Genomic DNA, 13,612 nt, shown 5'->3' with positions numbered 1-13,612 from the left:
GCCCGCAGCGTGGCGAGGGCACCCAGAGACAGTACCCCTGCGGGAGAGAGAGCATGTACCTCAAGTCCAATGCCCTGGCTGCGGCCATCGGCAGCCTGTTGTGTTTCTCCGTCATTCACTCCGCCGCCGCGCAGGACGCGCAACCCACCGATGGAAGCGCACGCACGCTCGATACCGTGCAGGTGACCGGCAGCCACATCAAGCGCGCTCAGTTGTCAGGTGTCGGCCCGGTGAGCGTGGTCGATGCCGAGGCCATCGAGCGCTCCGGCGCCACCTCGGTGGAGACCCTGCTGCAGCGCCTGCCGGCATCGGCCGGGTTCGCCGGCAGCCAGAGCAATGCCTACTGGGCCGAGAACGGTTACGGCACCACCCAGGTCAATCTGCGCGGCCTGGGTATCAACCGGACTCTGGTCCTGCTCAATGGCCGGCGCATGGTCAACGGTGGTACCGGCGCCAACAGCTCGGTCGATCTCAACGTCATCCCGGTGTCGTTGATCGAGCGGGTGGAAGTACTCAAGGATGGAGCCTCGGCAATCTATGGCGCCGATGCGGTGGCCGGTGTGGTCAACATCATCACCAAGCAGGGCTTCGACGGTGCCGAAGCGGCGGTGCGTTATGGCCAGACCAGCCAGGGCGACGGCGAGGAAACCTCGGTCGACATCAGTTGGGGCATCCGCGGAGAGCACGGCTCCCTGATGGCCGCGGTCAGCTATTTCGACAGTGGTGCCGTCAACATGGCCTCGCGCGCACCCTGCGGCCTGATCGAATCCGATGGCCGGTTGGTCTGTTCCGGCAGCTCGAGCACGATCGGCGGCCGTGCATTGCTGGCCGACGGGCAGCGCGTCAACTTCAACCAGGTGGCTGGCGGCGACGGCGATTTCTACGAGCCGTACTCGGCAGCCAAGCACAACTACAACGGCAATCCCACGCTCAATGCGGTCAATCCCATCGAGCGGCTCAGCCTGAGCGTGTTCGGCGACAGCCAACTCAATGACAGCACGCGCGTTTTCATCGAGGCGATGTACACCAATCGCCAATCCAGGCAGCTGGCTACGTCGGGCGGGCTGGGCGTGTACCGGCCGATCAACATCGCCGCCGATCATCCAACCAATCCCACCGGGCAGGATCTGCTGCTGCAGCGCCGGCGCCTGGAAGAAGCCGGCCCACGGCACTTCTTCCAGGAGACCGATACCTACCGCGTGGTGGCGGGCCTGAAAGGCCAGCTCGGCACCAGCTGGGACTGGTCGGTGGCCCTCAACTGGGGACGCAACACAGGCGTGGATGGCTCGGACAACGTTGCCAATCTTGATCGCGTCGACCAGACCCTGGACCGCGCGCTGTGCAGCACTGCGCCTGGTGCCGCCATTCCTTGCGGCGACTATCTGGGCTATGGCGACCTGAGCCGCGAGGTGCTCGACTACATCCTGTACACCTCACGCGATACCGGCGGCAACGAGCAGAAGAGCTTCACTGCCAACCTCAGCGGGCAGATCTTCGAGCTGCCTGCGGGCTGGGTGGGTTTCGCCGCTGGCGTCGAGGTGCGCAGGGAGCGCGGTTGGCGCGATCCTGACCCGCTGACCGTGCTCGGAATCGGCAACACCAACCAGCAGGATCCGATCGCCGGGCGATACACGGCCAAGGAGGCTTACGTGGAGCTGGCAGTGCCGTTGCTGCAGGACGCGGCCATTGCCGATTCCCTGTACCTGAACCTGGCCGGCCGCGTGTCCGACTATGATCTGTTCGGCCGCGACTTCAACTACAAGGTCGGCCTGGACTGGCAGGTCAGCCCTTCATTGAAGCTGCGCAGTACCTATGCCACCGCATTCCGCATCCCCAACATTCCCGAACTGTTCGGTGGCGTGGCCGAAGGCAATCTCACCACCACCGATCCCTGCAGTGGCTGGAGCAGCCTCCCGGCCGACTCGGTGGTACGTGCGAACTGCCAGGCGCATGGCGTACCGGCGGGCTATGTGCAGCCTGGCAACACCATCCTCACCACCTCTGGTGGCAACGCGGATCTCGAACCCGAAGACGCTACCTCCTTTACCGCAGGCGTGGTGTGGACGCCCACGTTCGCGCCAGGGCTGACCCTGACCCTGGACTACTACCGCATCCGCATCGAGAACGCGATCCAGCGCATCGCCGGATCCACCAAGCTGGCCATCTGCTACAACACGCCGGCATTGGCGCACCCGTTCTGCAATGCCAGCAACTTCACCCGCAATGCGCGTACCGGCGAAGTGGACTACCTGTCGTCGCAGCCGGTGAACACGGCCGATGAGGAAGTCAGTGGCATCGACCTGGGAGCCCTGTACGAGTTCAAGCCGTGGGGCATGGATGCCAGCGTCAGCGCTGACGTCTCCTACCTCCAGCGCTATGACGTGCGTCCATACGCAGGGGCGGAAGTGATCACCTATGCGGGCCGGATCACCGGCGGTCGTGGCAGCTATGCCCGCTGGCGCGGTCTGCTGTCGCTGAACGCCGCACGCGGGCAATGGTCAGGCACCTGGACCACCCAGTACATCGGCCGGGCCGACGACATCAATGCTGCACACGGTGATATTGGTGATCATGCGCCTTCGGTGTTCTATCACAACCTCCAGCTCAGGTATGCGGTCAGCAAGGCACTGGATGTGGCGATCGGCGTGGACAACGTATTCGATCGTTCCGCGCCTTTCATCCAGAGCTACACCGACGCCAACACCGACACCATGACGTACGACCTGCTGGGTCGTCGCTGGTACGCACGCATTGGCTATCGCTGGTGAACGCAGCGCCCCGCCGTCTGCGGCGGGGCGCCCTGCAAGGGAGAAGAAGTAGATGAAACCCGCATTCTGGGCGCGTCGCGCCCACAAGTGGATCGGCCTGGTGATCGGTGTGCAGGCATTGCTGTGGATGCTCAGTGGTGTCTACATGACCGTGGTGCCGCTGGAGGTGATCCATGGCGATCACCTCGCTCATGTGCGTGGCGAATCGTTGACACCTCAGCGTGAGCGTGTCGGCGCCGATGTGCTGGTCACGCGCTATCCGGGGCTGCAGTCGTTCCGCCTCAAAAAGGTGCTGGAGCGTGAGGTCTATGACGTCAGGCGCGGAAAGGAGCGCTTCCTGGTCGATGCCGTCAGTGGAGAGCGCCTGCCGCGGCTGGACCGCGCGGCGGCCGTCGCGCTGGCGCAGTCGCTGTACCAGGGCACGGGCAAGGTCGCGCGGGTCGACTGGCTGATCGATGCACCTTCCGAGGTGAAGACCCGGCCAGTACCGATGTGGGCGATCCATTTCGCTGATCGTGGAAGCACCACGCTGTACCTGTCACCGGACAGTGGCGAACTGCTGGCGCGCCGGCACAGCCTATGGCGCTGGTTCGATTTCCTGTGGATGTTCCACATCATGGACTACGAGCATCGCACCGACGTCAACAACACCCTGCTGCGTGCCGCATCAGTGATCGGGCTCGGGTTCGGGCTCAGTGGCCTGTGGTTGCTGTTCTACAGCTTTGGCCAGAGGAGGCGCGCATGACGCCCTGGTTGCGCCGAATGCACAAATGGATCGGAGTGCTGGTCGGGCTGCAGTTCCTGGTCTGGCTTGGCAGCGGGCTGGGCATGAGCCTGCTCGACCCGGATCGGATCGCTGGCACGTCGCAACGGGCGGGGCCGTTGGAAGCACCGGCCTGGCCGGCGGGCACCGTGTCGCCGGTCGATGCGCTTCGTGCTGCAGGGCGGTCGACGGCGACCCTGGACAGTGGTTGGCTGCTGCAGCAGCCGGTGTATCGCTTGCAGTCGCCGCAAGGAACCGAAGTGATCGACGCGCGTGATGGCCGGCGCATCATCATCGATCCGGCAATCGCCCTGCGTGTGGCTCAGGCCGCCTATCGCGGCGAAGGAGCAGCGGCTGCGCCGGTACATCTGCCGCACAGCCTGGAAACCCGGGCCCACCCCGATCCAGTCTGGCGGGTGGACTTCGCCGATGCACAGGACACCACGATCTACGTCTCCGCCGACAGTGGCCAGGTGCTGGAGCACCGTACTGCAACGTGGCGGTTGTTCGACGTGTTCTGGATGCTGCACATCATGGACTACGCCGCACGGGTGAACTTCAACAATCCGTTGGTAGTCGGCATGGGAGTAGGGGGGCTATGGATGGCCTTGAGCGGGGTCTGGCTCCTGCTGGCGAGCTTCCGCCTGCACGAGTTCGTTCCGCGGCGGTGGCGCGGTCATCGGCAGTTGAGGGTATTTGCGCAGGGCGGTGTCCATCTGCGCACTGTCGCCGCGGCCCGTGGTGACAGTGTCTATCTGGCGCTGGCACGCGAGGGCGTGAACCTGCCTTCCAACTGTGGCGGCGGCCAGAGCTGTGGCTTGTGCGAAGTGCGGGTTCGAGGGGATGCGGGTGTACCTACTGCTGCGGATCGTGCACATCTGGCCGGATCGCGCTTGAAGGTGGGATGCCGGTTGGCCTGCAATCTGCCGGTGGACTCGGATCTGGAGATCGAAGTCGCCGGCGGTCCGAGCCTGTGGACCGAACATTGGGCAACCGTGGAACGGGTCGAGGCGGTGACGCCGTTCCTGCGCGAGGTCCACCTGCGCCCTGATAATGCAGCCGACACGCTGTACCAACCGGGTTGCTATCTGCAGGTGCACGTACCCGAATATGACGTACCGCGCAGCGCACTCTGGCACCCGGACGAGCATCGCCTGGATTGGGGGCCGCTGCCGTTGCCGGCGACCCTGCACAACAAGGCCGCCCTTCGGCGCTCGTACTCGCTGGCGATGCCGGTTGCCGCTGCGGATGGGCAGTTGGTGCTGCTGGCCCGGTTCAGTCCAGGTTGGCAGGATGCAAAGCGGCATCCTCCGGGCAAGGGCTCCACGTATCTATACACCCTGCGGCCCGGAGACCGCGTCCGCTACAGCGGACCATTCGGCGATTTCGCGCTCAGCGGTGTGGCCCGGGAGAAGATCTTCATCGGCGCCGGTGCCGGCATGGCACCGCTGCGGGCGATGATCGAACAGCGCCTGGCCGAGGGCGGCGATGAACGCATTCATTACTGGTACGGCGCCCGCAGTCCTCGCGACTGTCCCTATGGGGCACGGATGCAGGCCTTGGCGGCAGCGCACGCGAACTTCAGCTGGCACCCGGTGTGCTCGCAGGAAGGGGAGGGCAGGCGGGTGCATGACGCCATCCACGAGGACCTGCTGCGGCAGCACCCGGACCTGTCCGCGTGCGAGTTCTATCTGTGTGGTCCACCGCCGATGCTGGCAGCGACCCGGCAGCTGCTGCGCCGGCTGGGTGTGACGGAGGAGCGGATCGCGTACGACGACTTCAAGATCTGACGCGGAGGGCACCGTGGTTGCGGGGGGGGCCACGGTGCCCGCCTGTGGCCTGCAGGCGGAGTAGAATGCGCGGCTGTACTCACCGAAGTGGCGTTCCATGTCCCAGCGCGCTTGGGTGGCTGCGGCCATCCGCAAGATCGAAGCCGATTTCAACCGTTCCGCCGATACCCATCTGATCCCGCTGGCGCTGCCCGGGTTCGAGGGCATCGATGTGTACCTGAAGGATGAGTCGAGCCATCCCACCGGCAGCCTCAAGCACCGGCTGGCACGCTCGCTGTTCCTGTACGCGTTGACCAACGGCTGGTTGCGCGAAGGACGGCCGGTGATCGAGGCGTCCAGTGGCTCGACCGCGGTGTCCGAAGCTTACTTCGCGCGGCTGCTCGGTCTGCCGTTCATTGCGGTGATCCCGGCCACGACCTCGCCGGAGAAGATTGCCGCCATCGAGTTCCACGGGGGCCGCTGCCACCTGGTCGAGCGCGCCTGCGAACTCAACGGTGAATCGGAGAAGCTGGCCCGCGAAACCGGTGGTCACTTCATGGACCAGTTCACCTATGCCGAGCGGGCGACCGACTGGCGGGCCAACAACAACATTGCCGAGTCCATCTTCAAGCAGATGGCCGAGGAGCCGAGCCCGGTTCCGGAATGGATCGTGTGCAGCCCCGGTACCGGCGGTACCGCAGCGACGCTGGGCCGCTATGTCAGCTACCGCCGGCACGACACCCGCATCCTGTGCGCGGACCCGGAAGTGTCGGTGTTCTTCGACGGTTACCAGGCCGCCGTGGCCGGTGAGCAGGACTGGCGTGGCCTGACCTGCAGTGGTGGTTCGCGTGTGGAAGGCATCGGCCGCCCGCGGGTGGAGCCGAGCTTCATTCCGACCAGTGTGGATGCGATGGTGAAGGTACCCGACGCGCTGAGCCTGGCCGCCATGCGCCATGTCAGCCGCCAGCTCGGCCGTCGTGTCGGCGGATCCACCGGCACCAATTTCATCGGCGTGCTGCAGGCCGCGCAGTGGATGCGTGAGGCCGGCCACCAGGGCAGCATCGTCAGCATCCTGTGCGACAGCGGCGAGCGCTATGCGCAGAGCTACTACGACCCGGCGTGGTACGCGCGCCAGGGCATCGATGTCGACGGTGCCGATGCACAGCTGGCCGCAGCGGTGGCCGGGCAGGGGCTGCCGGAACTGCCGTGGTGCAGCCTGGAAGCGCTGTAGCACGGCAACGCACGGCCGGATGTGCATCGGCTGGGTAGAGTCGACTGTTAGTCGACTGCTCTACGTCCAGGTCGCGAAAATCCCGCGCTGCGCGCGAAAGTCGACTGACAGTCGACTCTACCCGATCGGCGGGGCGTCTCAATATCCCGCTGCGGTGAACGCGTCCAGCACGGCATCGCGCAGCGCATCGGGCAATGCCTCGATGTCCATCGCGCGATCATCCAGATGCAGGCTCGGGTCCAGGATGCTGGTGCGTCCCTGGGCCAGCGCCTGCAGCCACAGCAGCACGCAGATCACGAACTCGCGCTCATGGCCCAACCGCAGCTGGCTGGCGCCGCGTTCGACCACTTCGAAGGGATACCACTCCTGGGCATCGTTGAACGTGCCGCCCTGCTGTAGCACTGCCTGCAGCTGATGCAGGTGACGTGGGGCGTCGTCGCCGGCATCGCACAATGCGGCGATCCAGGTCAGTTCGGCCGGGCTGGCGGACAATGCCAGTGACCGGGCCGGTGAGGCGGATGCAACTGCAGCCAGACCTTCCATGTAGGGCCTCGTTTGGTGCGTATCGCTGCGGACTCCCCCGCAGCCAGAGCTTCGGTGCGCGACCGTAAGGCCGACGTGAATGCCGGGCCGTGCCCCCTTGTCAGCCCCGCCTGCCAGCGCCATATCCTGCATGCTGCCCGCCTGCCGGGCCCGTACCCTGGAGATCTGCCGTGACCGTTGCCAACCCCCTGCTCGATTTTTCCGGCCTGCCGCGCTTCGAGGCCATCCGCCCCGAGCACGTGGCGCCGGCGCTGGACGTGCTGCTGGCCGATGCCGAGGCCGCCGTCAGCACGGCCGAGCAAGTGCAGCCGGTGCGCTGGCAGACCTTCGTGGCCCCGCTTGACGATGCCACCGAGCGCCTGTGGCGCGCCTGGGGTCTGGTCGGCCACCTGCAGGGCGTGGTCAACACCCCGGAACTGCGCGAGGCCTACAACAGCAACCTGCCGCGGGTGACCCGCTTTGCCAGCGCGCTGGGCCAGAACCTGGCGCTGTACCGTCAGTACCAGGCACTGGCTGCCAGCGCGGAGGCCGCGACGTTCGACGACGCCCAGCGCAAGGTGCTGGACAACACCCTGCGCGATTTCCGCCTCGGTGGTGCCGAGCTGGCGCCAGAGGCGCAGCAGCGCTTTGCGGCGATCAAGGAGGAGCTGTCGGCGCTGTCGGCGAAGTTCTCGCAGAACGTGCTCGACGCTACCGACGCGTGGTCGCTGATCATCGAGGACGAAGCGCGACTGAAGGGCGTGCCGGAAGACGTGAAGGCCGCTGCACATGCCGCAGCACAGAAGGACGGCAAGGCCGGCTGGAAACTGACCCTGCAGATGCCGTGCTACCTGCCGGTGCAGACCTGGGGCGAGGACCGCGACCTGCGCGAGATCCTGTACCGCGCCAGTGCACAGCGTGCGTCCGAATTCGGCGACGACGCGCTGGACAACAGCGGCAACATCGACCGCATCCTGGCCCTGCGCGCGGAACTGGCGGCGCTGCTCGGCTTCGGTTCGTATGGCGATTATTCGGTGGCGACCAAGATGGCGCAGGACCCGGCCGAGGTGCTCGGTTTCCTGCGTGACCTGGCCTCGCGCGCCAAGCCGTTCGCCGCCAAGGATCGGGCCGAGCTGGAGCAGTTCGCACGCGAACAGCTCGGCATCGACAGCCTGCAGGCCTGGGACCTGGCGTTCGCCGCCGACCGCCTCAAGCAGGCGCGCTACAGCTATTCCGAGCAGGAAGTGAAGCAGTATTTCACCGAACCGAAGGTGCTGGGCGGCCTGTTCTCGGTGATCGAGCAGCTGTACGGCCTGCGCGTGCAGGAGGACAGCGCGCCGGTATGGCACGAGGATGTGCGCTTCTTCCGTCTGGTCGATGCGCAGGGCGCGCTGGTCGGCCAGTTCTATCTGGATCTGTATGCGCGCGAGGGCAAGCGTGGTGGTGCGTGGATGGATGATTGCCGCAACCGCCGCGAGCGTGCCGATGGCAGCATCCAGACGCCGCTGGTCTACCTGGTGTGCAACTTCGGCCGCGGTGCCAACGGCAAGCCGGCCACCTTCAGTCACAACGAGGTGACCACCCTGTTCCATGAGATGGGCCACGGCCTGCACCAGCTGCTGACCCGCATCGGTGAGCTGGGCGTGGCTGGCATCAACGGCGTGGAGTGGGATGCGGTGGAGCTGCCCAGCCAGTTCATGGAGAACTTCTGCTGGGAATGGGACCACCTGCAGGGCATGACCGCGCACGTGGACAGTGGCGAGCCGCTGCCACGCGCGCTGTACGAGCGCATGCTGGCCGCGCGCAACTTCCACAGCGGCATGGCCACCGTGCGCCAGCTGGAGTTCGGCCTGTTCGACATGCTGCTGCACAGCCAGTTCGATCCGGCGCAGGACAGCGTGCTGGCGCTGCTGGATCGCGTGCGTGCGGAAGTGGCGGTGAACCACCCGCCGGTCTGGAATCGCTTCCCGCACCAGTTCAGCCACATCTTCGCCGGCGGCTACGCGGCCGGTTACTACAGCTACAAGTGGGCTGAAGTGCTCAGTGCCGATGCCTACGCCGCGTTCGAGGAAGCGCCGCAGGCACTGGCTGAAACCGGTGCACGCTTCCGCGATGAGATCCTGTCGCGCGGTGGCAGCCGTCCGGCCGCGGAAAACTTCAAGGCCTTCCGTGGGCGCGCACCGCAGATCGATGCGCTGCTGCGTCACTCGGGCATGGCGTAAACCGTTTGGTAGGTGCCAACCTTGGTTGGCACTTCACCGCCATCCACGCATGGCGTGGATCTACTGGAACATGCCCTGGTAGGTGCCAACCTTGGTTGGCACGTCGCCCCCATCCACGCACATGCCGGCCAGCGGCCGGCACTACCGAAGACGGGTCATTCGGCGTAGATCATCTTCCGGGTCATGCCGCCGTCCACGATGAAGTCCTGGCCGGTGGTGAAACCGGACAGCGATGACAGCAGATATACCGCCAGTGCACCGATATCTTCAGGGCGGCCGACCCGGCCGACCGGATGCTGGGCGTGGTCGGTGGCCGAGTAATCGGGCTCGTGGCGGCGCGAGGGTGCCTGCCAGGCCGTGGTACCGATCCAGCCGGGGCTGATGCTGTTCACCCGCACCGCCGGGCCGCTGCTGATCGCCAGCGCATGGGTGAAGGCCACCAGCCCACCCTTGGCCGCTGCATAGGCCTCGCTGTGCGCCTCCGATTGCCAAGCACGGGTCGAAGCGATGTTGATGATCGTGCCGGTGGCACTGGCCGACAGCACGGGCAGCGCGTGCTTGCTGCAAAGGAAGGCGCCATGCAGCGAGGACAGGCGGCGCTGCCACTCATCCCACGCCATGTCCTGCAGCGGCGTACCGTGCGCACCGGCGATGCCGGCATTGTTGACCAGGCCATCGATGCCGCCAAACCGCTGCACCGCCGTGGCGATGAACGCGCGCACGCTGGCTTCGTCGGTGATGTCCAAGGGCTGGAACGCCGCATCGTCATCGCGCTGCCATTCGGCCAGGCAGGCGTGGCCGGCTTCCGTATCCAGATCGCCGATCAGCACGCGGCCACCGGCACCGAGCACGGCCTGGGCAATACCGCGACCGATGCCGTTGGCGCCGCCGGTGACCAACACCACTTTGCCCGACAGCGGTGCGGCCGGCCATGCGGCAATCGGCGGCACGCGGCTCATGACAGGTCGTCCCCACGCAGGCGACGATGCCAGCCGTCCACACCGATGCGGTCCAGGGTCTGGATGTTGCGCTCGACGATCACGTCCGGGTCCGGATAGACATCCACCGCGCGCGCCACGCTGTCTTCGCGCAGCAGGTGCAGGGTGGGGAAGGGCGCGCGGTTGGTGTAGTTGCTGGCGTCGTCTGCGGCCACGCCGTCGAACTGGTAGTCCGGGTGGAAGCTGGCTACCTGCAGGATGCCCTGCAGGTCCAGCGCTTCGATGGCCGCGTCGGCGTTGTCGAGGAAGTCGTTGTAGTCGAGGAAGTCGGTCAGCACCTGCGGATGCACGATCAGCGTGGTGTCGATCTGCTCGGCCGGCGTGTCGCGCAGCAGCACCAGCTCCTCGGCCAGTTGTTCAACCAGCGCTTCCGGCGTGGTCGCATCGCTGAGCACGATGCGGACCTGGTCCTTCACGTACACCGCCTTGGCGAACGGGCACAGGTTCAGGCCGATGACGATGCGCTCCAGCCACAGGCGGGTGGCGGCGATCGGGTCATCGGTGGGCAGGTGGGAATCGGTCATGGCGGGCACGTCGGCTGGCGGGGCCGCCATTGTAGGCAGTGTGCCAGTGCTGCGCTGTCCACTGTGCAGGAACTGGACAGTGGCGAAGCGGGAAACTCCTGATGATTCAATCCGTTGCGCGCTACCGATGGATGGCCGATTGCCAGCCCGGGGCGACAGGCGTGGAATGGATGCACGACACAGGAGGACACCCATGACTGCATCTTTCCCGTGGCTGCCGGACGCCCTCTGGGCCGGCGCCTTCTTTGATGGCCACTGGCAGGCTGCCCCACAACGGCACCCGGTGATTGAACCGGCCACCGGCCAGCAGCTCGGCGAGATCGGTCTGGCCGACCCGGCCCAGGTCGCGCGTTCGGCGGCCGCCGCTGCACAGGCGCAGCAGGCGTGGCGGCGGCACCCTACGAACAGCGTGCCGAGGTGCTGCGCAAGGCCGCGCGTCTGGCCGAAGAAAACATCGAGACCCTGGTCGAGTGGCTGGTGCGCGAAAGCGGCTCGACCCGCCTGAAGGCGGGCTTCGAAGCCAAGGTGACCATCAAGGCACTGCATGAAGCTGCGGCGCTGCCGTCGCGCAGCACGGGTGAGATCCTGCCGTCCGAACCGGGCAGGCTGAACCTGGCGCGCCGACGTCCGCTGGGCGTGGTCGGGGTCATCTCGCCGTTCAACTTTCCGCTCTACCTGGCGATGCGCGCGGTGGCCCCGGCGATTGCGCTGGGCAACGCTGTGGTCCTCAAGCCGGACCCGCGTACGGCGGTATGTGGCGGCGCGGTGATCGCACGCGTGTTCGAGCAGGCGGGCCTGCCGGCAGGCGTGCTGCACATGCTGCCCGGCGATGGCGCGGCCGGGGCCGTACTGACCAGTGACCCGCACGTGGCGATGATCCAGTTCACCGGTTCCACCGCCGCTGGCCGCAAGGTCGGAGAGGCGGCCGGCCGGCATCTGAAGAAGGTCTCGCTGGAACTGGGCGGCAAGAATTCGTTGATCATCCTTGATGATGCAGACCTGGACCTGGCGGTGGCCAACACCGCGTGGGGCGTCTACCTGCACCAGGGCCAGATCTGCATGGCGACCGGCCGCGTGCTGGTGCACCGGAAGATCCACGACACGTTCCTGCAGAAACTGGTGGCCAAGGCCAACGCGCTGAAGGTGGGCGACCCGGCACGTGAGGACGTGGCCATCGGCCCGCTGATCAATGCCGGCCAGCGCGACCATGCCGCACGCGTGGTCGAGCAGGCCGTGCAGGCCGGTGCCACGCTGGAAGCGGGAGGCACGCATCGGGACCTGTTCTTCGCGCCGACCGTGCTCGGCAATGTTGCGGCCGACAATCCGGCCTTCAACGAGGAGATCTTCGCGCCGGTAGCGGTCGTGGTGCCGTTCGACGATGACGACGAAGCCGTGCGCCTGGCCAACGACAGCGAGTACGGGCTGTCGATGGCGATCGTGTCCAGCAATGTCGGCCGCGCGCTGAAGATCGGCGAGCGCCTGCGTACCGGCCTGCTGCACATCAACGACCAGACCGTGAATGACGAGGTGATCAACCCCTTCGGCGGCGTCGGCGCGTCCGGCAACGGCACCAGCATCGGTGGCCCGGCCAACGGCGAGGAGTTCACCCAGTGGCAGTGGTTGACCGTCAAGGGCGAAGCGCCCGCTTACCCGATCTGATCGAAGGAACCATCACGATGAACGACAACAACGCAACGCGTGAGATCACCGCCGCCGTGGTACGCGGCAAGGAGCAGCCCTTCGTCATCGAGCAGGCGACGCTGCGCGGCCCGCAGGACGATGAGGTGCGGGTGAAGGTGGTGGCCACCGGCCTGTGCCATACCGACCTGATCGTGCGCGATCAGTACTACCCGGTGCCCTTGCCCGCGGTGCTCGGCCACGAAGGTGCCGGCATCGTGGAAGCGGTTGGCCCCAACGTACGCGACCTCAAGGTGGGCGACCATGTAGTGCTGACCTATGGTGCCTGTGGCCACTGCAATCCGTGCCGGGGCGGCCACGGTGCCTATTGCAGGGATTTCTTCGCACTGAACTTCGGTGGCGATGATGGCCACGGACATACCGCGATCACCGATGCGCAGGGCCAGCCGCTGCACGACCACTTCTTCGCGCAGTCTTCGTTTGCCACCTTCGCGCTGGCCCGCGAGATCAATGCGATCAAGGTACCTGACGACGCGCCGCTGGAACTGCTGGGCCCGCTGGGGTGCGGCATCCAGACCGGTGCCGGTGCGGTGCTCAACTCGCTGCAGGTGCGGTCGGGCAGCAGCTTTGCAAGCTATGGTGCCGGCGCGGTGGGCCTGAGTGCGGTGATGGCGGCCAAGGTGGCCGGCGCCACCACCATCATTGCCATCGACGTGGTGCCCTCGCGCCTGGAGCTTGCCCTGGAGCTGGGGGCTACCCACGTGGTCAACAGCCGGGAGACCGATGTGGTCGAGGCAGTGCGCGCGATCACGGGGGGGAGGTGCTGACTTCGCGCTGGAATCGACGGGTCGTCCGGACGTGCTGTCCGCCGGCATCGAGGCGCTGGGTGGGCTGGGCATGATGGGCGTGGTCGGTGCGCCGAAGCTGGGCACCACCGCCAGTTTCGATGTGAACAACCTGCTGCTCGGCGGACGCAGCATCCGCGGCATCGTCGAGGGTGACAGCGTGCCGCAGGTGTTCATTCCGCAGCTGGTGACCCTGTTCCAGCAGGGGCGCTTCCCGTTCGACAAGCTGGTGAAGTTCTATCCGCTGGAACAGATCAACCAGGCGGCGGAGGACAGCACCCGCGGCATCACCCTGAAGCCGGTGCTGCGCATCGCAGCGTAACGTCCACCGT

General features: G+C 66.3%; 8 protein-coding genes and 2 pseudogenes. 7 read left to right on the top strand and 3 right to left on the bottom strand.

Features of this window, described 5'->3' with window-relative positions; all coding sequences use genetic code 11:
* Positions 1-53 precede the first annotated feature (53 nt).
* From FQS62_RS19290 to FQS62_RS19275, 4 genes are all read left to right on the top strand, one after another.
* Positions 54-2,768, top strand: a complete 2,715-nt coding sequence (locus FQS62_RS19290) for a TonB-dependent receptor plug domain-containing protein (RefSeq protein WP_208043591.1) — start codon at positions 54-56, stop codon at positions 2,766-2,768.
* A gap of 52 nt (positions 2,769-2,820) precedes the next feature.
* The gene (locus tag FQS62_RS19285) at positions 2,821-3,513 is read left to right on the top strand and encodes a PepSY domain-containing protein (RefSeq protein ID WP_049443931.1); all 693 of its coding nucleotides are present in this window, start codon (positions 2,821-2,823) and stop codon (positions 3,511-3,513) included.
* Between the two features lie 17 nt (positions 3,514-3,530).
* Positions 3,531-5,321 carry a 2Fe-2S iron-sulfur cluster-binding protein gene (locus FQS62_RS19280; RefSeq protein WP_208043590.1) on the top strand — a complete coding sequence of 597 codons (1,791 nt, stop codon included), beginning with the start codon at positions 3,531-3,533 and terminating at the stop codon, positions 5,319-5,321.
* Between the two features lie 97 nt (positions 5,322-5,418).
* Positions 5,419-6,531, top strand: coding sequence for a PLP-dependent cysteine synthase family protein (locus FQS62_RS19275; protein WP_049443934.1), 1,113 nt, complete (start codon positions 5,419-5,421; stop codon positions 6,529-6,531).
* A gap of 138 nt (positions 6,532-6,669) precedes the next feature.
* On the opposite strand, the gene FQS62_RS19270 is transcribed toward FQS62_RS19275, so the two are convergent.
* Positions 6,670-7,074 (bottom strand): hypothetical protein, encoded by a 405-nt coding sequence (locus FQS62_RS19270; RefSeq protein ID WP_057500519.1) that lies wholly within the window; start codon positions 7,072-7,074, stop codon positions 6,670-6,672.
* Between the two features lie 170 nt (positions 7,075-7,244).
* Between FQS62_RS19270 and FQS62_RS19265 the strand changes: the two genes are divergently transcribed.
* Positions 7,245-9,275, top strand: a complete 2,031-nt coding sequence (locus FQS62_RS19265; RefSeq protein ID WP_088479134.1) for a M3 family metallopeptidase — start codon at positions 7,245-7,247, stop codon at positions 9,273-9,275.
* 155 nt (positions 9,276-9,430) lie between these two features.
* On the opposite strand, the gene FQS62_RS19260 is transcribed toward FQS62_RS19265, so the two are convergent.
* Together FQS62_RS19260 and FQS62_RS19255 are read right to left on the bottom strand one after the other, a co-directional pair.
* Positions 9,431-10,234, bottom strand: coding sequence for an SDR family oxidoreductase (locus tag FQS62_RS19260; protein WP_049443939.1), 804 nt, complete (start codon positions 10,232-10,234; stop codon positions 9,431-9,433).
* Positions 10,231-10,797: a DUF1415 domain-containing protein gene (locus FQS62_RS19255; RefSeq protein ID WP_049443995.1), complete on the bottom strand. Its 567-nt coding sequence runs from the start codon at positions 10,795-10,797 to the stop codon at positions 10,231-10,233. Before FQS62_RS19255 ends, FQS62_RS19260 begins: the two co-directional genes overlap by 4 nt.
* 193 nt (positions 10,798-10,990) lie before the next feature.
* Here FQS62_RS19255 and FQS62_RS19250 point away from each other — a divergent pair.
* Positions 10,991-12,456 (top strand): annotated as a pseudogene (locus FQS62_RS19250) (benzaldehyde dehydrogenase).
* Between the two features lie 17 nt (positions 12,457-12,473).
* Positions 12,474-13,602, top strand: a pseudogene (locus tag FQS62_RS19245) (NAD(P)-dependent alcohol dehydrogenase).
* Positions 13,603-13,612 lie beyond the last annotated feature (10 nt).

Source organism: Stenotrophomonas sp. SBJS02 (assembly GCF_020428325.2).
In the GTDB taxonomy this organism is placed as follows: Bacteria; Pseudomonadota; Gammaproteobacteria; order Xanthomonadales; family Xanthomonadaceae; genus Stenotrophomonas; species Stenotrophomonas africana.
This window is presented reverse-complemented; position numbering and strand designations above follow the sequence as displayed.

Excerpts from the sequence above, each read along its gene's own strand:
- FQS62_RS19270 (WP_057500519.1), bottom strand. The coding sequence starts at position 7,074 with ATGGAAGGTCTGGCTGCAGTTGCATCCGCCTCACCGGCCCGGTCACTG.
- FQS62_RS19275 (WP_049443934.1), top strand. The coding sequence starts at position 5,419 with ATGTCCCAGCGCGCTTGGGTGGCTGCGGCCATCCGCAAGATCGAAGCC.
- FQS62_RS19260 (WP_049443939.1), bottom strand. The coding sequence starts at position 10,234 with ATGAGCCGCGTGCCGCCGATTGCCGCATGGCCGGCCGCACCGCTGTCG.
- FQS62_RS19285 (WP_049443931.1), top strand. The coding sequence starts at position 2,821 with ATGAAACCCGCATTCTGGGCGCGTCGCGCCCACAAGTGGATCGGCCTG.
- FQS62_RS19290 (WP_208043591.1), top strand. The coding sequence starts at position 54 with ATGTACCTCAAGTCCAATGCCCTGGCTGCGGCCATCGGCAGCCTGTTG.
- FQS62_RS19280 (WP_208043590.1), top strand. The coding sequence starts at position 3,531 with ATGCACAAATGGATCGGAGTGCTGGTCGGGCTGCAGTTCCTGGTCTGG.
- FQS62_RS19255 (WP_049443995.1), bottom strand. The coding sequence starts at position 10,797 with ATGACCGATTCCCACCTGCCCACCGATGACCCGATCGCCGCCACCCGC.